This window comes from Saccharopolyspora soli (assembly GCF_022678645.1).
Lineage (GTDB): Bacteria > Actinomycetota > Actinomycetes > Mycobacteriales > Pseudonocardiaceae > Saccharopolyspora > Saccharopolyspora soli.
The window spans coordinates 77,616-98,585 of sequence record NZ_JALBWV010000009.1; the positions used below are offsets into that span (position 1 = coordinate 77,616).

Genomic DNA, 20,970 nt, shown 5'->3' on the forward strand with positions numbered 1-20,970 from the left:
GAACCTCAGCAGCCGCCTCGACTCCGGGATCCCCGACATCATGTACTTCCAATTCGCAGTTTCACTGCGCTGTCGTGGCTGTCCTCCCGAGGCGACTGCTGAGAACCCGCGGCGGTGCCAGCTGAGTCCCACACCGCAAGCGGCTACGCCGCTTACAAAACAGACCCGAGGAACCATCCGCCCCGGTCCGGTCCTGCGACAATCCGAGGTATGCGCGAGGTCGCCTTCGTGGGTGGACCGGTGGCCACAATGGACGCCGCCCGATCGTTCACCGATGCCGTGGCGGTGCGCGACGGCCGGATCGTCGCCGTCGGCCACGCGGCGGTGCGCGCGCAGCGCACGTCGAACACCGAAGTGATCGATCTGGACGGCCGGTTGCTGCTGCCCGGTTTCCACGACGCGCACGTGCACCCGGTCTACGGCGGCATCGAGCAGCTGCGTTGCGACCTCACCGAATGCCAGGACGCCGCGGACTGCCTGCGGCAAATCCGGGCATACCAACCGGATGCGGGTTGGGTGCTGGGCGGCGGCTGGGACATGGGGCAGTTCCCGCGCGGCACGCCGAGCCGCACAGCGCTGGACGCGGTCACCGGTGCTCGACCGGCGTACCTGCTCAACCGCGACCACCACGGTGCTTGGGTGAACTCCGCGGCGCTGCGGTTGGCCGGAATCGACCGCGACACCCCCGATCCGCCGGACGGGCGCATCGAACGCGACGCCGACGGCCACCCCTCCGGGACCTTGCACGAAGGCGCCACCCGCCTCGTCGAGCACGCGCTGCCGCCGTCCAGCGAGTCGGAATACCTCGCCGGGCTGTTGGCCGGGCAACGCCACCTGCAGGCACGCGGGGTGACGTCCTGGCACGACGCGATCATCGGCCCGTACCTCGGTTACGCCGACATGCTGGAGACCTACCTGGCGGCCGACGGGCAGGGATTGCTGACCGGCAAGGTCCGCGGCGCGCTGTGGTGGGACCGCGACCGCGGCCGGGAGCAGATCGAGGAACTGCGCCAACGCCGCGAGCGCGCCCGCGGGCGGCGGTTCCGCGCCGACGCGGTGAAGATCATGCAGGACGGCGTGTGCGAGAACTTCACCGCCGCACTGCTGCTGCCCTACCTCGGCAGCCACGGCAGCGGTATGTCCTTTGTGGATCCCCAGGTGCTCGCCGACGTGGTGCCGGAACTGGCCGCGAACGGTTTCCAGCTGCACTTCCACGCCATCGGCGACCGGGCGGTGCGCGACGTGCTGGACGCGCTCGCGGCGCACCCCGAACACCGGGAGCTGCGCCACCAGATCGCCCACGTGCAAGTGGTGCAGCCCAGCGACATCCCGCGGTTCCACGAACTCGGGGTCGCCGCGACGATCCAGCCCCGCTGGGCGGTCAACGACGCGGCGATGACCGAACTGACCGTGCCCCGGCTGGGACACCGGCGGGCGGGCTGGCAATACCCGTTCCGGTCGCTGCACGCGGCGGGCGCGGTGCTCGCGGCGGGCAGCGATTGGCCGGTGTCCGAAGCCGATCCGATGCAGGCCGTGCACGTCGCGGTCAACCGGCGCGAACCCGGCACCGACGACGTGCCGTTCCTGCCGGAACAAGCGCTGGACCTCGTCGACGCGCTCGCCGCCTACACCGCGGGCAGCGCCTGGGTGAACCACGTCGATGGCGACACCGGCACCGTCGAGGTGGGCAAGGCGGCGGACCTGGTCGTGCTCGACCGCGACCCGTTCTCGCTGCCACCAGCGGAAATCGGGCAATGCCAAGTGGATCTGACGATGGTCGACGGCGTGATCGTGCACGAACGGAAGGCGTGACCGACCGCAGCACCGCGCTGGGCTGGTCGGGCGACGCCGGTTCTCGATCGTGTGGAACCACCGCCGGAAGCATTGGCCGGGCTGGCCGCGCCTGGTTTCGTGCCCAGCGTCGGTGACCATCGCAGAGAGGTCAGGCGCATGCAGCCCTTTCGACTGCCGGAGTTCTACCTGCCCTACCCGGCGCGGCTGAACCCCAACCTGGAGCGGGCCCGCGAGCACAGCAAGGCGTGGGCCAACCGGATGGACATGATCGACGTGCCGCAGGAGGGCAAGGCGATCTGGTCCGAAGCCGATTTCGACCGGCACGACTACGCGCTGCTGTGCGCCTACACGCATCCCGACGCGGCCGGGCCGGAACTCGACCTGATCACGGACTGGTACGTGTGGGTGTTCTACTTCGACGACCACTTCGTCGAGCTGTACAAGCGGAATCCGGATCCCCAGGGGGCGCGGGAGTACCTCGACCGGCTCCCGGCGTTCATGCCGGTCGACGGTGAGGTCACCGCGGAGCCGACCAATCCGGTGGAACGCGGTCTGGCCGACCTGTGGGCGCGCACCGTGCCCACCATGAGCCTCGACTGGCGACGCCGGTTCGCGGACAACACCGAGCACCTGCTGGACGAATCGCTGTGGGAATTGGCCAACATCACCGAGAACCGGCTGGCCAACCCCATCGAGTACGTCGAGATGCGCCGCAAGGTCGGCGGCGCGCCGTGGTCGGCGAACCTGGTGGAGCACGCGGTCGGCGCGGAAGTGCCCGCCGAGATCGCCGCGACCCGGCCGATGGAGGTGCTGCGCGACACCTTCGCCGACGGCGTGCACCTGCGCAACGACCTGTTCTCCTACCAGCGCGAAGTGCAGGACGAAGGCGAGCTCAGCAACGGCGTGCTGGTCTTCGAGGAGTTCCTCGGGTGCAGCACCCAGGAAGCCGCCGATGCGGTCAACGACCTGCTGACCTCCCGGCTGCACCAGTTCGAGCACACCGCGCTGACCGAGGTGCCGCAACTGCTCGACGAGCGCCGCGTCGACCCGGCGGGCCGGATGGCGGTGCTCGGCTACGTCAAGGGACTGCAGGACTGGCAGGCCGGTGGCCACCAATGGCACGTGCAGTCCGGCCGGTACCCGGACGGCGCCACGACGGTGCTGGGCGGCCCGACCGGCCTGGGCACTTCCGCCGCCAACATCGTGCGGTCGCTGATTTCCACCGCGCCGCAACGACTTCGCAGCTTCACATGGGCACCTTTCCAAGAGGTCGGCCCGATCCCGCAGCGGGAGATCCACTTCCCCTACGACGTCTCGCTGTGCCCGCACCTCGACGTCGCCCGCGAACACGTCGTCGACTGGGCCCGCTCGATGGGCATGTTCGAGGACGTGCCGCAGGTCTGGGACGAGCAGATGTTGCGCGCCTACGACCTCCCGCACTGCTCCGCCGGATTGGATCCGGACGCCACCGTCGAAGAGCTCGACCTGTCCTCGGCCTGGCTGACCTGGGGAACCTACGCCGACGACTACTACCCGCAGATCTTCGGCCACAGCCGCGACATGGCAGGCGCCAAGGCGCTCAACGCGCGCCTGAAACTGCTCATGCCGCTGGAGGGGGCCAGCACCGTCGTCCCGGCCAACGTGCTGGAACGCGGTCTGGCCGACCTTTGGCAGCGCACCACGGCCGCGATGGACCCGGCGGGTCGGCGGGGCTTCCGGCGGGCCGTGGGTCGGATGCTCGACAGCTGGCTGTGGGAGCTGGACAACCAGCACCAGAACCGCATTCCCGATCCGATCGACTACATCGAGATGCGGCGCCGGACGTTCGGATCGGACATGACCCTGAGCCTGTCCCGGTTCTCGCACGGTCAGACCGTGCCGCCGGAGATCTACCGGACCCGGACGATCCAGAACGTGGAGAACTCGGCGATCGACTTCGCGATACTGGTCAACGACGTCTTCTCGTACCGCAAGGAGATCCAGTACGAGGGCGAGGTGCACAACGCCGTGCTGGTGGTGCGGAACTTCCTGGACTGCGACCTGGACCGGGCCTTCGACGTCGTGCACGACCTGATGGCCGCGCGGCTGCGGCAGTTCCAGCACACCGTCGACATCGAACTACCGACCCTGTTCGAGGAGTACGACCTGGACTCCGAAGCCCAGGCCACCCTCATCCGCTACGCCACCGAGCTGCGGGACTGGATGGCCGGAATCCTGAACTGGCACCGGGAATGTCGCCGGTACTTCGATTCCGAACTGCGCTACAACGTCCCGATCGGTGCGACCGGGCTGGGTACCTCGGCGTCCCGGCTGGCCGCCTGGGATCCGGTGCTCGGCTGATCCGCAGCCCTCACACCAGGGCACCGTGCTGGACGACGTGGCGGAGGTGCTTCGGGTCGGCCAGCGCGGCGATGTCGGCCAGCGGGTCGGCATCGAGGACCACCAGGTCGGCCAGCGCGCCCACCCGCAGCGTGCCGATCTCGCCGGTCATGCCGAGCAGATCGGCGGCGGTGCTGGTCGCCGAGCGGATGACGTCCAACGGCTGCTGGACGTCGCCGCGGATGCGGAACTCCTCGTTCTGGTGCCGGTGCATGCCACCGAGCAGATCCGTGCCGTAGGCGATCTTGACGCCGCCTCGGTGCGCCATCTCCAGGGCCGCCAGTCCGGCGCCGAGCACCTCGTCCACCTTGCGCCAGCTGTCCTCCGGGAGCCCGAACTCGCGGCCCTCGGTCTTCAGCGCCCAGTAGGTCACCAGCGTCGGCACCAGGAAGGCGTCGTGCTCGACGAACTCGGCCACATTGGACTCATCGATGAGGTTGCCGTGCTCGATCGACCGGATGCCTGCCCGCAACGCCCGGCTCACCGAGCGCGCGGTGTAGGCGTGCGCGGCGACGTAGCGGTTGGCGGCCTCGGCTTCTGCCACGATGGCCCGCAGTTCGTCCATCGAGTACTGCGTGGAGTCGATGCGGTCGGTCGGCGAAGCGACCCCGCCGCTGGCCATCACCTTGATGTGGTGCGCACCTTTGCGCAGTTCGTCGCGCGCGGCGGCCCGGACCGCGTCCACGCCGTCGGCGATCCGGCCGAGTCCGGCGCAGCACTGGTGGCCGTCGTGCACTCGGGTGCCCCGCGGGCGGCTGTCACCGTGTCCACCGGTCTGGCTCAGCGCTTTGCCGCAGAACGCCAGCCGCGGCCCCCGGATCAGTCCTTCGGCCTGCGCGTCCGCCAAGCCGAAGTCCGCTCCCGAGGCGTCCCGGACCGTGGTGAATCCCCGGTCGAGCATCTGCCCCATGATCCGCGCGGCGTGCGCGGTGGCGTAGGACGGCGACCACGACGGCAGTGCACCGAGGTCGGCGGTGGCGGCCGTGACGTGCACGTGGGCGTCGATCAGTCCGGGCAGCACGGTCGCGCCGGACAGCTGCACGGTCTGGGCCCCTTCGGGAGCGGTCACACCGGGGCCGATCTCAGCGATCCGGCCATCCACGCACAGCACGTCGCCTTCGGCGTACTCGCCGGATTCGACGTCGAGCAGGTTGCCGGAACGCAGCAGCAGGGCGGTCACGGGTTCGGTTCCTCCTGGGGTTCGTCGAGGCGCTGGACGAGTTCGGCCAGCGCGGGAACGGCCAGCGACGCCAGTTCGGTGGCCCGGTCGACCTGCGCCGGGCCGTAGGCGTGCTCGGCATCGAGCAGGGCGAGGACGCCGAGCGTGGTGCCGTCGTCGGCGACGACCGGCACGTTGATCACCGACCCGCAGCCGAGCTCCGCGATCAGCGCGTGGTCGGCGAAGACCTCGCGGACCGATTCGGCGTCCGGCCCGAAGAACGGCTGCTGCCCTCGGATGCAGCGGTCCAGCCACTCGGTGGCGACCTCGACGGATTTCTCGCCGCCCACCGGGTATTGCTCGGGGTGGCTGGTGTGCGCCCGGTGCAGCACGCGGCGGCTGGGCAGCCAGGCCAGCACGGTGAACAGCCGGACCCCGAGCTCCCGCCGGACTTGGTCTTCCACAGCGGACAGGTTCATCGGGCGGTCGCCTTCCGCGCGTCGGCTTCGGTGAGGTCTTCCAAGGAGCGGCCTGCGGTGGACAGCCCGAACAACAAGGTGCACACGACCCCGACGGCCAGCACCGCGGTCGTCATGCCGAACACGCCCGCGAAGCCCAGCGACGCGGCGGACATCCCGATCACCGAGGGTGCGATGATGCTGCCGACGCGGCCGAACGCGCTGGACAGCCCGGTGCCTGTCGCGCGGATCCAGGTCGGGAACACCTCCGGGGTGTAGGAGTACACGCCCGCGTAGGTGCCGTTGAGGAAGAACGACAGCACCGCGGCCGAGGTGATGATCATCACCGGATCAGTCATCTGGCTCATCCAGAACGCACTGGCCGCGGAACCGGCCAGGTACAGCGCGATGGTGTTCTTGCGGTCCAGCAGCTCGCCCAGCCAGGCCCCGGAGAAGTAACCCGGCACCTGCGCCAGGTAGATGATGATCGAGAACTCGAAGCTCTTGGTGACCGTGATTCCCTGCTGCACCAGCAGTGTCGGGATCCAGGTGAAGAAGCCGTAGTAGGAGAAGGTGATCACGAACCAGATCAGCCAGGTGATCGCGGTGCGCCGCGCCATCCGGCCGCTCCACAGGTACCTCAGCGCGGTGAGCAGGCCGACCTTGCGGGCCTCGGCGGGCCGGTCCACCGCCGCCTCGGGCACCGGCGGCAGCGGCGCCCCGGTCGCGGCCTGCACCCTGCGTTCGAGGTCGACCACCACTCGTTCGGCTTCCGCGGTCTTGCCGTTGGCCAGCAGGTAACGCGGCGATTCCGGCAACGAGCGCCGCCACCACAGCAGCAACACGATCGGCGCCGCGGTGATCACCTGGGCCCAGCGCCAGCCCTCCGGCACCGGCTCCACGACGAATCGGCCCAGCAGCGCGGCGGCGACGAAGCCGAAGGAGAAGAAGCCCGCCAGCGCGCCGACGAACCAGCCGCGCCGGGCAGCCGGGACGAACTCCGACAGGAACGGGGCGATGATCGCGCTCTCCGCACCGGCGCCGAATCCGGCCAAGGCCCGTGCGCCGAGGAAGATCTCGTAGTTCGGGGACAGCGCACCGATGACCGAGAACAGCGCGTACACGGCCAGCGCCCACATCATCACCTTGCGGCGGCCGATGCGGTCGCCCAGCAACCCCGCGCAGGTGGCGCCGAACAGGAACCCGAACGGGGTGGACGAGCCGATGAGGCCGAGTTGCGCGTTGGTCAGCCCCCATTCGTCCTGCACGCTCGGCAGCATGAAGGCCACCACGGCGGAGTCCATCCCGTCGAAGGTGTAGCCGAGCCCGCCCAGCAGCAACAACAAGTAGTGCGGTCGGCTCAGCGGAAGCCGGTCCAACCGAGCGAGCAGAGTCAAGGCGCCTCCAGCTGGGTTTCAGCACCGGAAGAAGTGACTGGCAACATATAGTGCAGTTATCGCAATATGCAATATCTGTTGCGTTTTAGGCTCGTTACAGTGTGTGTCCGCGGCACGACGAGAGGAACGCGATGACCGACAACACCGCCGGGGAATCCGACGGCTTCGAGGCGTGGCTGCGCGGTCGCGTGCCCGGACGCGGATTGCGCACCAAAGGCGCGGCGGTGCTGCAGGTGCTGCTGACGCAACCTCGACGGGTGTCCTACAGCTCCGCCGCCGAGGCCGCCGAACTGGCCGGGGTCAACGTCGCGACGGTGAGCCGAACCGCCCAGGCCCTGGGTTTCAGCGGCTGGTCGGACCTGCAACAGGAATTCCGGGCGCGCTACCTCTCATCGCTGAGCGCGCCGGAGGTCGCCGCGGCCCAGCGCACCGAGGGCGAGTTGGGCAGCGCATCGCTGCGCCGGGACCTGGAATCGATGGCGGTGCTCAACCGGCGGCTGGACGAGCAGGTCATCCGGACCATCGCGGAGGCGATCGCGCGGGCCCGACACGTGCTGATCGTTGCCAACGGCAGCTACGTCGCGGTCGGCTCGGCACTGGGGCACAACGTGCGGCTGGCGGGGTACGACGCCACGGTGGTGCGCAGCGGCGCCGACCTGGCCAACGCGGTCTCCCAGATCGAGCCGAGCGACGTACTGGTGGCGATCAGCTTCTGGCGGCTGTACCAGAGCACGGTGACCGCCGCCGAAGAAGCCAGGCGCCGTGGCGCCCGCGTCTTCGCGCTCACCGACGCGGCGAGCCCAGCACTTGCCGCAGCCGCCGAGCAGGTCGTGCTGATCCCAGCCGAAGGAGTGGCGTTCTTCCCCTCCCTCGCGCCGGGACTCGCACTCGCCCAAGCCATCGCCGCCCAGCTGTCCACAGTGGATCCCGAGCGGACCAGGCGCTCCATCGAAGCCGCCGAAACCGAATGGGCCCGTTTCGGTCTGCTGCACCGCCAGCCCCGACGCGCGAATTAGCGTGCGTACCGATGGGCGGCGGACGCGCCTGCGCCCCTCTGGTAATTTGATCGCCGTGACGTTCTTCTTCCTACGCTGATCTCCCCGTCGGCTCGACGCGGTTGTTCCCGGCGCCGACGATGCGGGGCGGTTCTCCACCGTCCCGAGTTGTGACGTGGGAGAGAACGCCATCATGCGCACATCGCGCGCGTTTGCTCTGCACCTGCGTCCGGGCTCCGCTGCTGTCCTGTGACAGCGGCGCGCCTGGTGGCGCGGTGCGTTCGCGGACTCGAAGCCGCCATGAGCACCGAAATCCTGCTGAGCGAATCAGCTTCCATCACTTCGATCGCGCATCGCGAAGTCATCTTCCAAACCTGGGAAGGAGCACGCGGGGCGCGTCCGCGCACGGCCGACGACGTCTTCCTGCTCGCCGGGCGCCGAGACGACATCGGCCCGCACAAACGCGATCTGGCCAGCCTGACCGAACTGGTGCACACCTTGGACCTCGACTCGCTCCAGCACGAACGCCGCATCCGCGGCGGCCCGCACGACTTCGCCGGAATCGAAATCTCGGCGTCCTACTTGGGGCGACGCACCTACAACCGCTACGACATCGAAGACACGATCGGCCCGGCCCTGGCCAACCGCCTCCGCGTGCCCTACCACTCGCGCCGAGGTGGCACCGCGCCGCCGCCCGGCTACTGCGGATGGCGACTGACCTTGGACGGCACGAACGCCACCCTGCTCCTGCGGTTGGGCGAGTTCCCCGCGCATCGTCGCGAGTACAAGACGGCCACGATCCCTGGGACGCTTCACCCGCCTGTCGCCGCGGCCATGGCACTGTTGGCCGACCTGCATCCCGGCCAGACGGTCCTGGATCCCTGCTGCGGTGCCGGAACTCTGCTCATCGAGGCACACCACGCAGTGCCGGGGATGACGCTGATCGGATTCGATCTGGCCTCCCGCCCGCGCCGGGCGGCCAAGATCAACAGCATCGGAACGGCTCCACTGCGAATCGAACGTGCTGATGCCGCCGCTCTTCCCGTCGCGGACCGGAGCATCGATCGCGTCCTGTGCAATCCGCCGTGGGGAAGCCAGGTACGGGCGGGCGGATTTCTGGCGTCTGATCCCGAGCAGTGGTGGTGCGAGCTCGCCCGAGTGCTCGCTGATGATGGACGCGCGGTCGTGCTGGTTCCCGATGCCCGAAGTCTGAGTTACGCCCTGGACAACGGCCTGATACCCACCCACGTGCAACAGCTGAGCCTGTTCGGCCGCCATCCCTTGATGACCCGCCTCGAACGCGTGCTCCGCTGAAAGAAGGGCGCCGCTCACCAATGTGCCCTTTTGTGGAAGGCGCCCTTCACCCAGCCCTCACCTTCAGGCCACGGCTGTCCAGTGGACGAGGTACTTGGCTGCCTCGGCGGCCAGCAGTGCGTCGAGTTCGGCTCGGTTGACGTTCTTGCGCAGCCGCAGCGGTTTGCCGCGCCGGACGTCGAGCACCATCGGTGTCGCACCGGGACGCAGTGCAGGTATCGCGCGCTCCAGGATCCGCAAAGCCAGGTTCGCGGTATCCGCGCCGAGTTCCGGTTCCTTCAGGTACGGCAGCACCACCTCGCTGCGACCGTCCGGATACCGCAACGCCAGCGAGCTGCGTTCGGAGATGGTGACCGCGAGCCCGCCGATGTTCCAGCGCCCCGAGAACATCGGTACCCCGGTGGCCGCGACCCGCCCCCACCAGCGCTCGAATCCCGCCTGCAACTCCTGGAAGTGCGGCAGTTGGACCGGCCGCGCCTGCCGCACCGCCGACGCGATGATCTCCACCGCGTCCGACGAGCTCACCGCCCGGCGCAGCGCCGCCCGGAACGGCCCGTAGAACGCCCACGCCATGCTGTTCTCGTCGAGGTAGATCTCCCGCTGGTCCCGGACGATGCCCGCGCAACCGCGCGGTGTGCTGCGCATGTAGTCCAGGAACGAACCGAGACTGATCTGCACGCCGTCCACGAGTGCCCCTCCCGTGGTCAAGGGCAGCATTCAGCGCCACCGCGAACCGCTCCGAGCCTCGACAGTCCACAGTGGTCCAAATGCGCCCAAACCCCCTGCCCGACACCAGAATTCTAGCAGTTCAGAGCAGGTTTTAGAACACGCATTCGAGTGATTCGAACGCTCATCGAAGCGCGCGGTGGACGGCCAACCCGAGGGCGGCGATCCGGTCGATCGCGGGTCCGCCGCGGTGGTCGGTGCTGGAGCGTTCGTCGGTGAGCTCGTCGACCAGCACCGCCACCACCGCTCGCGGCCGGTCAGTGCCGATCAGTCCCACGTCGTGGCGCGACCCGAGCAGTTCGCCTGTCTTGTTCCAGCACTGCACCCCGTCCGGCAAGAGCGCGGGCAACCGGTCGCGGACCTGCTGTCGGGAGAGGACATCCAGCGCGTGTTCGGTGAGGTCCGGCGGCAACGCCACTCCCCTGGCCAGCGCGTCGAGCACCCGCGCCTGGTCCAGCGCGGTGGTTTCGTTGCGGCCGGGGGCGTTGACGTCCATCAGCCGCCGCACGACGCGGGTCGCCGTGCACCCCAGGTCGGCGGCACAATCCCGAATCGCCTCGAAGCCGACGACCTCGATCACCGCGTTGGTGGCCGCGTTGTCGCTGATCACGATCATCAACGTGATCAGGTCGCGCAGCGAGATCCGGGAGATGCTGGGGAGTTGCCGCAGCACCCCGAAACCACCGGCACGTTCGGCGGGCAGCTCGACCTCGGTGTCCAACCCGACCCGACCGGCGTGCACCGCTCGCAGCGCGGTGATCATGATCAGCACCTTGATCGTGCTCGCGGCGTGCAGCACCCGCTCGGCATCGACCAGCACGGGCTCCCGCTCGTCGAGATCCCAAGCCGCGAACCCGACGCGTCCGGGGAACCCGTCCCACGCCAATTCCGCACGCAACCGCTGCGCGAACCCCACCGCCGCCTCCTATCCACATGCGTCTTGCCTGGTGCAGGGCACCGCGACCAAATTAGTCGGTCATAGGGTGCCCAGGACCGCGTGGGCAGCGGCGGCGTCCTGGACACCGAGTCCGACGCTGTTGTAGAAGATGACCTCCCCGGCGCTGACGCGCCCCGGCTCGGCACCGACCAGGATCGCGCCCAGCGCTCGCAGCTGCTCGCGCGCTATGTCGCTGCGCTCCAACGCCTGCGCGATCGGCCCCGCGTGCGTCGCGGCCGTGTCGACTTCGTCGACGACGACCGCTCCGGCGCGCCTGATCAGCTCCGCGTCCACCTCGCACCGGTGGTGCTCGAAGCTCCCAACGCTGATCACCGTCGCTCCCGCCGCTACCGCGGCGGTCGGCACGACTGGCGCCACGCTGAGCGTGCACGCCGCGATCAGCGGCACTTCGCGCACCGCTGCTTCGGGGCTCGCCACGGCTCGCACCGACAGGCCCAGCTCGGCCGCCAGCTCCGCTGCGGCGGTTTCGCGGCGCGCCGCGTCGCGGCTGTAGATCCGCACTTCGCGCAGCTCCCGCACGCGCGCGATCGCGCGCACGTGCGCACGCGCCTGGACCCCGGATCCGAGCACCGCGAGTTCGTCGGCACCTGGTACCGCGAGTGCATCAGCGGCGACTGCGCTGCCAGCGGCCGTGCGGATCTCGGTAAGCGCGGTGGCCGCCAGCACCGCCGTGGGTTGTCCGGTCACCGCGTCGAGAACCAGCACTGTCGCCGAGACCGCCGGTTGGCCTCGGTCGAGGTTGCCAGGGTGGACCGCGACGAGTTTGCTGACCGCTCCGTGGCGCGGCGACAGGCGGCTGAGGTAGCACAGCGTGGTGTCCGCTCCGGTGCGGATCGCCACCTTGTCGGCGAGCTGGGCAACGCCACGCCCCAGCGATTCGAACGCCAGCCGCTGCGAGGCGATCGCGGTGTCCAGGTCCAGTGCCGCGGCCACGTCGGCATCGCTCCACACGTTCATGCGCTGCACGTTGTCACACCGCCCGGTGAGCCGGGTAGGCGGCGATCTTGAGCATCAGGGCTGCTGTCGCTCAGGGAGAACAGAAATCACTCTTCTGATTCTCCGCGAACGCGCCTGCGAAGACTTACGGTGATCCCGGCGGCGGAGGTGGCCCGCGGCACATCCGCGCACGAGTACTCCGACGAGCGAGAAGAGGTGCATCTCGGTGCGGTCGACGTTGAGCTCCGTGATCGGTCCGGACGCCCCGGTCCGGGTCGACGGCGGAGGCGAGTACCTCTCGCGCAACCCGGCGAACCTGGAGGACGTGGTCGCCGAGGTCGCCCTCGGCTCCCCGGAGACCCTGCTGGCCGCGACCGAGCAGGCGCAGCGGGCGCAGCGCGAGTGGGCGCAGGTGCCCGCGCCGGTGCGCGGGCGGGTGGTGGCCGGGTTGGGCCGGTTGGTCGAGGCCAACAAGCAGTCGCTGGCCAGACTGGTGACCCGCGAGATCGGCAAACCGTACGCCGAGGCGCTCGGCGAGGTGCAGGAGATCATCGACACCTGCGACTTCTTCCTCGGCGAGGGCCGTCGGCTCTACGGGCAGACGGTGCCCTCGGAGATGCCGGACAAGCAGCTGTTCACCTTCCGCGTGCCGGTCGGCGTCGCGGTGGTGATCACCGCGGGCAACTTCCCGGTCGCGGTGCCCTCCTGGTACCTGGTGCCCGCGCTGCTGTGCGGCAACGCCGTGGTCTGGAAGCCCGCCGAGTACGCCGCGGGCGCGGCGCGGGCGTTGGCCGAGCTGGCCTGGCGCGCCGGGGTGCCCGAAGGGGTGCTGAACCTGGTCTTCGCCGACGGCGAGGCCACCTTCAAGGGCTTGGAGTCCGCGCTGGCGGCGGGCACCGTGAACAAGGTCGGCTTCACCGGGTCCAGCGCGGTCGGTGCGCGGGTCGGCGAACTGTGCGGCCGGTACCTGCAGAGCCCGTGCCTGGAGCTGGGCGGCAAGAACCCGATGGTCGTCGCGCCGGATGCGGAGCTGGATCTGGCGGTGGAGGGCGCGCTGTTCTCCGGGTGGGGCACGGCCGGGCAGCGCTGCACCTCGCTGGGCAACCTGATCGTGCACCGCGACGTGCACGACGAGTTCGTCCGGCGCCTGGACGCCGCGCTGCGCGCCGCGGCCATCGGCGACCCGACCGGTGACGTGCTCTACGGCCCGATGCTGGACCAGAAGTTCGCCGACAACTTCGAGTCCATCCTGGACACCATCGGCGGGCACCACGTCGTGCTGGGTTCGGAATCGGTCGGGCGGATCACCGAGTCCGCGCCGCGCAAGGGTTTCCACGGCGATCCGTCGATCGGGCTGTACTACCACCCGGTGCTGCTGGACGGGTTGCGCCGGGACGACCACGCGTTCCGCAACGAGACCTTCGGCCCGATCGTCGGGGTGGCCACCTACGACACCCTGGACGAGGCCATCGAGCTGGCCAACGCGCCGGGCTACGGGCTGTCCGCGGCGATCTACACGACCGACCCGGCCACCGCCTTCCGGTTCCGGCAGGGCATCGGCGCGGGCATGGTCAGCGTGAACAACTCCACCTCCGGCGCGGAGGCGCACCTGCCCTTCGGCGGCAACGGCAAGTCCGGCAACGGCAGCCGCCAGTCCGGTATCTGGGTGCTCGACCAGTTCACCCGGTGGCAGTCGTTGAACTGGGACTTCTCCGGCAAGCTGCAGAAGGCCCAGATGGATGTCGACACCGTCGAACCGGAGCTGGACTTCCGCCTGCCGCCCGAGCTCGGCGGTGCCAATTGATGCTGCCCAGCCGTGCCGAGGTCGTGGTGATCGGCGGTGGGGTGGTGGGCGTCAGCACCGCCTTCCACCTCGCCGAAGCCGGGGTTGACGTGCTGCTGCTGGAACGCGACGAGCTCGGCTCGGGCAGCACCAGCAAGGCAGCTGGCGGGGTGCGGGCGCAGTTCTCCGACCCGGTCAACATCGAACTCGGACAGCGCAGCCTGCGCGCGTTCGAGAACTTCGCGCAGCGACCCGGTGGCGAGATCGACCTCAAGCAATTCGGTTACCTGTTCCTGCTGTCCGATCCCGAGGACGTCGCGGCGTTCGAGAACAGCGTGCGGCTGCAGAACTCCCTCGGCGTGCCGAGCCGGATGTTGACCGTCGCGCAAGCGTGCGAGCTCTCGCCGTACGTCGTGCCCGACGGACTGCTGGCCGCCGCCTTCTCCCCCACCGACGGCCACTGCACGCCGGAAGCGGTCGTGCAGGGTTACGCGCAGGCGGCCCGGCGGTACGGCACGCTGCTGCGGCGGCACTGCCCGGTCACCGGGATCGAGGTCTCCGACGGCCAGATCACCGCGGTGCACACCAACTTCGGCAGCGTCGAAACGTCCACTGTGGTCTGCGCGGCGGGCGCCTGGTCGGCGGCGGTCGCCCAGTTCGTCGGGGTCGAGCTGCCGGTCCGCCCATTACGGCGGCAGATCCTGGTCACCGAACCGGTGCCGGACCTGCCGCCCCGGATGCCCTTCACCATCGACTTCGCCACCAGCTTCTACTTCCACGACGAAGGTCCCGGCCTGCTCATCGGGATGTCCGATCCCGACGAGGAGTACGGCTTCCGGCTGGGCACCGACGACCGCTGGCTCGGGCGGCTCACCGATGCCGTGGCGCGGCGCGCGCCGCGGCTGGCCGACATCGGTGTGGCGCACGGCTGGGCCGGGCTCTACGAGGTCACCCCCGACCACAACGCCCTCGTCGGCGAGGCGGAGGGGCCGAGCCGGTTCCTGTACGCCACCGGGTTTTCCGGCCACGGCTTCTTGCAGGGCCCGGCCATCGGCGAGGTGCTGCGCGACCTCGTGCTCGGCCGCCCGCCGGTCGTGGACGTCTCCGGTCTCGACGCCCGCCGCTTCGCCGGGGCCACCGCGACCCGCCCCGAGCACAACCGCGTCTGAATCCCCGACCGGGCTGCGGTGCAGCCGATGAAGGAGCGCGAACCGTGCGTGATCTGTTGCAGGAGATCGACGAGTGGGGCCCGGAGAAGGTCGTGTGCGTCTCGGACGCGCGCACCGGGATGCGGGGTGTGCTGGTCGTCGACAACACCGCCCGCGGCACCGGCAAGGGCGGCGTGCGGATGAGCCCGACCGTCACGATCGCCGAGATCGCCCGGCTGGCGCGGGTGATGACCTGGAAGTGGGCCGCGGTCGACCTGTTCCACGGCGGTGCGAAGGCGGGCATCTCCGCCGACCCGAACGCGCCGGACAAGGAGCGGATCGTGCGGGCTTTCGCGCGCCGGTTGGCCGACCAGATCCCCGCCAGCTACGTCGCCGGGCTGGACATGGGGATGACCGAGCACGACGCGGCGATCATCCAGGACGAGCTCGGTGACCGGGGCGCGGCGGTCGGGGTACCGGAATCGCTGGGCGGCGTGCCCTACGACCAGCTCGGCGTCACCGGGCACGGCGTCGCCGAGGCGGTGGACGCGGCGCTCGCGCTCCAGGGGCGCAGCACCGCCGGTGCGCGGGTGGCGGTGCAGGGCTTCGGGGCAGTCGGGGCGGCCGCGGCGAAGCGGCTGCACGAACTCGGCGCCCAGCTCGTCGCGCTGTCCACAATCGACGGTTCGGTGCACGATCCGGACGGGCTCGACGTGCCGCAGTGGCTGGATGCGCGCGCCGAGTTCGGTGACGCGTGCGTGGCCAAAGCATCGGCGGCGCAGCAGATTCCGCGCGGCGAAGAGCTCGTGGTGGCCTGCGATGTGCTGATCCCGGCCGCCGGGCAGGACGTCGTCGACGAGGGCGTCGCGGCGGGGATCCGGGCCGGACTGGTCGTGGAAGGCGCGAACCTGCCCACCACGCCCAAGGCACGCCAGTTGTTGGCGGCGCGCGAGATCACCGTGGTGCCTGACTTCATCGCCAACGCCGGTGGGGCGATCGCGGCCGGTTTCGCGATGGACGCGCGGCATTCCGCGTTCCGCCCGGAACCGACGACGATCCTGCGAACGGTCGCAGAGCGGACCCGCGACAACACGGTGCTGGTCCTGGACACCGCGCGGGCCAACAGCGTGCTGCCCCACGAGGCGGCGCTGGACCTCGCCAAGCAGCGCGTGCGCACTGCGATGGAACTGCGGGGCAGACTGCCCCAACCCATAACCGCATAGGGGGTCAGGCGTGCTCAACCCGATCCACTTGAGAACTCTGCAGGAATGCGTCCGCACCGGCTCGTTCGCCGAGGCCGGGCGGGCACTCGGCTACACCGCCTCGGCCGTGTCGCAGCAGATGGTGCTGCTGGAACGGGCGATCGGGGCGACGCTGTTCGAACGCTCCGCGCGCAGCGCCCGCAGCACCGCTTTGGCGCTGCGGCTCGCCGACCGCAGCCGCGATGCGCTCGGCGCCCTGGACGCGTTGGAGCGCGAGGTTCGGGCGATGGTGGCCGGTGAAGAGGGCAGCCTCCGGCTGGCCAGCTTCGCCACCGCCAACGCCCGCGTGCTGCCGGACGTGTTGGCCGCCGTGGTCGCCCAGCGGCCGAACGCCGAGGTGCAGCTCGACGAGGGCGAACCGGACGAGGTGCTCAGTGGCGTGCTGGACGGGGTCCTGGACGCGGCAGTGGTCTTCGAGTACGACCTCGATCCCCGGCAGTGGCCGATCGAGCTGTGCGTGGAAGAGCTGATGGCCGAGCCGCTGCGGTTGGCGCTGCCCGAAACGCACCAGCTGGCCGGTGCCCAGGAGGTGGAGTTACGCGAGCTCGCGGACGACGCCTGGATCTGCACCCGGCAGGACACCGCGGGCGCCCGCTCGCTGGTCCGGCTGGCCGCCGCGGCTGGTTTCGTGCCGCGGATCACGTTCCGCAGCAACGATTATTCCGTGATCCGAGACCTGGTAGCCCGCGACCTCGGGGTGGCGGTGCTGCCCGGCCTTGCGATCCCGGACGAGCACGTGCGCATCGCCCGCATCGCTGGCTGGCAACCGCACCGCCGGGTGAAAGCCCTGTACCGCAAGCAGAACACCAATCCGCTGCTGCCGATCGCGCTGGAGTGCCTGGCGAAGTCGTGCGCTTCGGTTGCCAACGACTGGCATGCGGAACCGGAGGCGGGTGTCCCGCAAAACACGGAGGCGTCATGAGTAGCCCTGTGTCAACGTCAGCCCTCCTCAACCGCACCCCAGGGGACCGTGACGCGAACCAGCCACCAGAAACCACGCAACGAGAGATCGGGCGAGACGCAACCACCACTGTGAATCGCGGAGAGGCGGACCAGCCATGAGCGACAAGGCCGAGCCGGTCGACGAGTTCTTCCGGAACGAGGTCGCCGCGTGGCCTGCGGTGCCACCCGCCGCGTCGGATCTCGCCGCGGAGTTGCTGGCGTTGTTCGACTCGCAGGCCGGTAGCAGGCACCTGGATTTCCAGGCGCGGCAGCTCGGTTCGCGCGGCCTCGGCTACTACAGCATCGGCTCGTCCGGGCACGAGTCCAATGCCGCGGTCGCCGCCGCGCTGCGGCCGACGGATCCCGCGCTGCTGCACTACCGCTCCGGCGGTTTCTACCTGCACCGCGCCCGGCAGGTGCCGGGCCAGCATCCGCTCCGCGACGTGCTGCTGGGCGTCGTCGCATCGGCCGACGAACCGATCTCCGCCGGACGGCACAAGGTGTTCGGCAACGCCGAGCTGGCCGTCATCCCGCAGACCTCGACCATCGCCTCGCACCTGCCGCGTGCGGTCGGCTTGGCGTTCTCGTTGGGGCGGGCCGCCAAGCTCGGGGTGCCGACCCCTTGGCCAGCGGATGCGGTCGTGGTGTGCAGCTTCGGCGACGCTTCGGCGAACCACTCGACCGCGACGGGTGCCATCAATTCGGCGCTGCACTGCGCTTTCCAGGGCCTGCCGATGCCGTTGCTGCTGGTGTGCGAGGACAACGGGATCGGGATCAGCGTGCGCACCCCGCAGGGCTGGATCGAGTCCAACTACGGCAACCGCAGCGGGCTGCGGTACTTCGCCGCGGACGGCGCCGACCCGGTGCGCTGCTTGGCGGTCGCCCGCGAGGCGGCCGACTGGGTTCGCGAGCACCGCGCCCCGGCGTTCCTGCACCTTCGCACGGTGCGGCTGATGGGACATGCCGGATCGGACGTGGAGTCGGGTTACCGGTCCCGCGCCGAGATCATCTCGGACTACCGGCGCGATCCGCTGTTGGCGACGGCGAAAGCACTGGTGGACAACGGAATCCTGGGTCCAGACGAGGTGCTCGCGCGTTACGAGGACAAGCGCACCGAGGTCGCGCGCATCGCCGATGAGGCGTTGGACCGGCGCAAGCTGGACAGCGCCGCCGAGGTGATGGCCTCGATCTGCCAGGACCGGCCGGATGCCCTCGCCCGCCGAGCCCGCGAACTTCCGCCGCACCGCTGGGAGTTCTTCGGCGACCAGCTCCCGGAAAACGCCGGTCCGCTTACCTTGGCGCAGGCGATCAACCGCTCGCTGGCCGAGGAACTCGCCCGCGACGCCCGCGTGGTGGTTTTCGGCGAGGACGTCGCCCGCAAGGGCGGGGTGTACGGGGTGACGCGAGGACTGCGCAAGTCCTTCGGCGGCACGAGGGTCTTCGACACGCTGCTGGACGAGCAGAGCATCCTGGGCACCGCGCTCGGAGCCGGGCTTGCCGGGCTGCTGCCGATTCCCGAGATCCAGTACCTCGCCTACGTGCACAACGCCGCCGACCAGCTGCGCGGCGAAGGCAGCACGTTGAGCTTCTTCTCCAACGGCCAGTACCGGAATCCGATGGTCGTGCGCATCGCCGGTTACGGCTACCAGAAGGGTTTCGGCGGGCACTTCCACAACGACAACAGCGTCGCCGCACTGCGCGACCTGCCTGGCGTCGTGGTCGCTTCCCCGTCCCGACCGGACGACGCCGCCGCGATGCTGCGGACCTGCGTGGCCGCCGCGCACGAGGACGGTCGGCTGTGCGTGTTCCTGGAGCCGATCGCCCTCTACCACACCCGTGACCTGCACGAATCTGGCGACGACGAGTGGCTGGCGCGGTATCCGGCACCGGGCGAACACCACGTGCCGGTCGGCCGGGCCCGCGAGTACGGCGACGGCACCGACCTGACGCTGGTCAGCTTCGGCAACGGCGTGCCGATGAGCCTGCGCGTCGCCCGGCGGCTGCGCGAGCGCGGCGTCACGGCGCGAGTGCTGGACCTGCGGTGGCTGGCGCCGCTGCCGGTGGAGGATCTGCTCGCTGCGGCCAAGGCGACCGGCAGGGTGCTGGTGGTGGACGAAACCCGCCGCAGCGGAGGCGTTTCCGAACCGGTGGTGACGGCGTTGATCGACAGCGGCTTCGACGGCGCGATCGCCCGAGTGACCAGCGAGGACAGCTTCATCCCGCTCGGCGCGGCCGCGTACCACGTACTGCTCGACGAGGACACCATCGAAACCGCTGCTCTGGACCTGGCGAAGCGGTGACGCGGCTCAGCTGTCCGGGTCGCCGAAGACCTTGCCCGGGTTGAAGATTCCCGCCGGGTCGAGGGCGTTCTTGACCGCGTGGTGCATGCCGATCACGGCCTGGCTCAGCTCGGCGTGCAGGCCCTTGCGCTTGAGCAAGCCAACGCCGTGCTCGCCGGTCACCGTGCCGCCCAAGGCGATGGCGTCGCCGACGATGTCGTCGAAGGCGCGCTCCGCTCGCGACCTGGCTTCCTCGTCGCCGGGTGGGGTGATGATCAGCGGGTGCAGGTTGCCGTCTCCGGCATGCGCGATGTTGGCGATCTGGGTGTTGTGGCGCTGCGCCGCGGCCTCGATGCGGCCCAGCATCTCCGGCACCTTCGCGCGCGGCACGCAGACGTCTTCGGTGAGCACCGGTCCAAGCCGTTCCAGCGCGGGATAGGCCAGCCGACGCGCCGCGAACAGCGCGTCGGCCTCGTGCTCGTCGGTGGAGCGGGCGCTCCAGGTCGCGCCTGCTTCGTCGAAGCAGCGCACCAGCGTGTCGACTTCCTGCTCCCCCGCCGCGCCCGGTGTGTCCGACCTGCCGAGCAGCAACACGTTCGCCTCGGCGCTGAGGCCCATGTTCTTCCACTCGTCGACCGCCTCCAGGCAGTGCCGGTCGAGCAGTTCCAGGGCCGACGGCACCACCCCGGCCGCGGCGACAGCGGCCACCGCTTCCCCGGCGGCTACGAGGGTGTCGAAGTAACCGACCACGGTGCGTTCCGGGGCGCGCAGTCCGGGCAGCAGCTTGACGGTGACCTCGGTGATCACGCCCAGCGTGCCCTCGGAGCCGACGAACAGCCCGCACAGGTCGTAGCCAGCGACTCCCTTCGCGGTGCGCCGCCCCAGCCGCACGACCTCGCCGCTACCGACGACGGCCTGCACGCCGAGCACGTAGTCACGGGTCACGCCGTACTTCACGCAGCACACGCCACCGGCGTTGGTGGCGACGTTGCCGCCGATGGTCGACCACGGCGAGCTGGCCGGGTCCGGTGGGTACCAGGCACCCTGCTCGCGGCAGGCGGCGCGCAGATCGTCGTTGACCACGCCCGGCTGCACCACGGCCAACTGCTCACGCGGATTGATCTCGAGGATCTGGTTCATCGCCTCGAAGGAGATCAGCACGCAGCCGTCGATCGCGTTCGCGCCACCGGACAAGCCGGTCCCCGCGCCGCGCGGAACAACGGGCACCCCGAGTTCGGCGCAGATCCGCACCGCGGCGACGACCTCATCGGTGCTGGCCGGGCGCACCACCGCGAGCGGTTTGCCGTAGGGCGCCCATTCGGCGTCGTCGTGGGCGAAGCGGGCGACCGAGTCGGGATCGGTGAGCAGCACCGGCCCCGGCAGTTCCGCCCGCAGCGCCGCGAGTGCTCGTTCCGCCATGCCCGACATGTCGCCCTCCGT

At 70.0% G+C, this 20,970-nt stretch carries 16 protein-coding genes; 9 read left to right on the forward strand and 7 right to left on the reverse strand.

Annotated elements, in window-relative coordinates; all coding sequences use genetic code 11:
• Nucleotides 1-210 precede the first annotated feature (210 nt).
• Together MOQ72_RS09045 and MOQ72_RS09050 are read left to right on the forward strand one after the other, a co-directional pair.
• The gene (locus tag MOQ72_RS09045; RefSeq protein WP_242181894.1) at nucleotides 211-1,812 is read left to right on the forward strand and encodes an amidohydrolase; all 1,602 of its coding nucleotides are present in this window, start codon (nucleotides 211-213) and stop codon (nucleotides 1,810-1,812) included.
• A gap of 138 nt (nucleotides 1,813-1,950) precedes the next feature.
• On the forward strand, nucleotides 1,951-4,134 hold the full coding sequence (locus MOQ72_RS09050; protein WP_242181896.1) for a terpene synthase family protein: 2,184 nt from the start codon (nucleotides 1,951-1,953) through the stop codon (nucleotides 4,132-4,134).
• Between the two features lie 10 nt (nucleotides 4,135-4,144).
• On the opposite strand, the gene MOQ72_RS09055 is transcribed toward MOQ72_RS09050, so the two are convergent.
• The 3 genes from MOQ72_RS09055 to MOQ72_RS09065 are packed head-to-tail and all read right to left on the reverse strand — an operon-like array spanning nucleotide 4,145 to nucleotide 7,187.
• Nucleotides 4,145-5,353 (reverse strand): metal-dependent hydrolase family protein, encoded by a 1,209-nt coding sequence (locus tag MOQ72_RS09055; protein ID WP_242181898.1) that lies wholly within the window; start codon nucleotides 5,351-5,353, stop codon nucleotides 4,145-4,147.
• Nucleotides 5,350-5,811 carry a GAF domain-containing protein gene (locus MOQ72_RS09060; RefSeq protein WP_242181900.1) on the reverse strand — a complete coding sequence of 154 codons (462 nt, stop codon included), beginning with the start codon at nucleotides 5,809-5,811 and terminating at the stop codon, nucleotides 5,350-5,352. Before MOQ72_RS09060 ends, MOQ72_RS09055 begins: the two co-directional genes overlap by 4 nt.
• Nucleotides 5,808-7,187, reverse strand: coding sequence for an MFS transporter (locus MOQ72_RS09065; protein ID WP_242181902.1), 1,380 nt, complete (start codon nucleotides 7,185-7,187; stop codon nucleotides 5,808-5,810). The genes MOQ72_RS09060 and MOQ72_RS09065 overlap by 4 nt, the downstream gene beginning before the upstream one ends.
• A gap of 131 nt (nucleotides 7,188-7,318) precedes the next feature.
• Between MOQ72_RS09065 and MOQ72_RS09070 the strand changes: the two genes are divergently transcribed.
• Together MOQ72_RS09070 and MOQ72_RS09075 are read left to right on the forward strand one after the other, a co-directional pair.
• Nucleotides 7,319-8,203, forward strand: coding sequence for a MurR/RpiR family transcriptional regulator (locus tag MOQ72_RS09070; protein WP_242181904.1), 885 nt, complete (start codon nucleotides 7,319-7,321; stop codon nucleotides 8,201-8,203).
• A 279-nt stretch (nucleotides 8,204-8,482) separates the two neighbouring features.
• Nucleotides 8,483-9,496 (forward strand): TRM11 family SAM-dependent methyltransferase, encoded by a 1,014-nt coding sequence (locus tag MOQ72_RS09075; protein WP_242181906.1) that lies wholly within the window; start codon nucleotides 8,483-8,485, stop codon nucleotides 9,494-9,496.
• 63 nt (nucleotides 9,497-9,559) lie between these two features.
• On the opposite strand, the gene MOQ72_RS09080 is transcribed toward MOQ72_RS09075, so the two are convergent.
• The 3 genes from MOQ72_RS09080 to MOQ72_RS09090 all read right to left on the reverse strand — a co-directional run bounded on the left by MOQ72_RS09080 (nucleotide 9,560) and on the right by MOQ72_RS09090 (nucleotide 12,137).
• On the reverse strand, nucleotides 9,560-10,183 hold the full coding sequence (locus MOQ72_RS09080) for a hypothetical protein (protein ID WP_242181908.1): 624 nt from the start codon (nucleotides 10,181-10,183) through the stop codon (nucleotides 9,560-9,562).
• Nucleotides 10,184-10,346: 163 nt separating this feature from the next.
• Nucleotides 10,347-11,138 (reverse strand): serine hydrolase, encoded by a 792-nt coding sequence (locus MOQ72_RS09085; protein WP_242181911.1) that lies wholly within the window; start codon nucleotides 11,136-11,138, stop codon nucleotides 10,347-10,349.
• A 60-nt stretch (nucleotides 11,139-11,198) separates the two neighbouring features.
• Nucleotides 11,199-12,137, reverse strand: a complete 939-nt coding sequence (locus MOQ72_RS09090) for an ornithine cyclodeaminase family protein (RefSeq protein WP_242181913.1) — start codon at nucleotides 12,135-12,137, stop codon at nucleotides 11,199-11,201.
• A 205-nt stretch (nucleotides 12,138-12,342) separates the two neighbouring features.
• Here MOQ72_RS09090 and MOQ72_RS09095 point away from each other — a divergent pair, with 205 nt between their 5' ends.
• The 5 genes from MOQ72_RS09095 (at nucleotide 12,343) to MOQ72_RS09115 (ending at nucleotide 19,551) form a co-directional block, all read left to right on the forward strand.
• Nucleotides 12,343-13,920 carry an aldehyde dehydrogenase family protein gene (locus MOQ72_RS09095; protein WP_242181915.1) on the forward strand — a complete coding sequence of 526 codons (1,578 nt, stop codon included), beginning with the start codon at nucleotides 12,343-12,345 and terminating at the stop codon, nucleotides 13,918-13,920.
• Nucleotides 13,920-15,068: an NAD(P)/FAD-dependent oxidoreductase gene (locus MOQ72_RS09100; protein WP_242181917.1), complete on the forward strand. Its 1,149-nt coding sequence runs from the start codon at nucleotides 13,920-13,922 to the stop codon at nucleotides 15,066-15,068. The genes MOQ72_RS09095 and MOQ72_RS09100 overlap by 1 nt, the downstream gene beginning before the upstream one ends.
• 44 nt (nucleotides 15,069-15,112) lie before the next feature.
• Entirely contained in the window at nucleotides 15,113-16,270 is a 1,158-nt protein-coding gene (locus MOQ72_RS09105; RefSeq protein WP_242181919.1) for a Glu/Leu/Phe/Val family dehydrogenase, read from the forward strand.
• Nucleotides 16,271-16,280: 10 nt separating this feature from the next.
• Entirely contained in the window at nucleotides 16,281-17,231 is a 951-nt protein-coding gene (locus MOQ72_RS09110; RefSeq protein ID WP_242181921.1) for a LysR family transcriptional regulator, read from the forward strand.
• A gap of 136 nt (nucleotides 17,232-17,367) precedes the next feature.
• Nucleotides 17,368-19,551, forward strand: coding sequence for a thiamine pyrophosphate-dependent enzyme (locus MOQ72_RS09115; protein WP_242181923.1), 2,184 nt, complete (start codon nucleotides 17,368-17,370; stop codon nucleotides 19,549-19,551).
• 6 nt (nucleotides 19,552-19,557) lie between these two features.
• Here the strand turns inward: MOQ72_RS09115 and MOQ72_RS09120 are convergent, their stop codons facing one another.
• Complete coding sequence (locus MOQ72_RS09120) at nucleotides 19,558-20,958, reverse strand: FAD-binding oxidoreductase (RefSeq protein ID WP_242181925.1); 1,401 nt, start codon at nucleotides 20,956-20,958, stop codon at nucleotides 19,558-19,560.
• Nucleotides 20,959-20,970 lie beyond the last annotated feature (12 nt).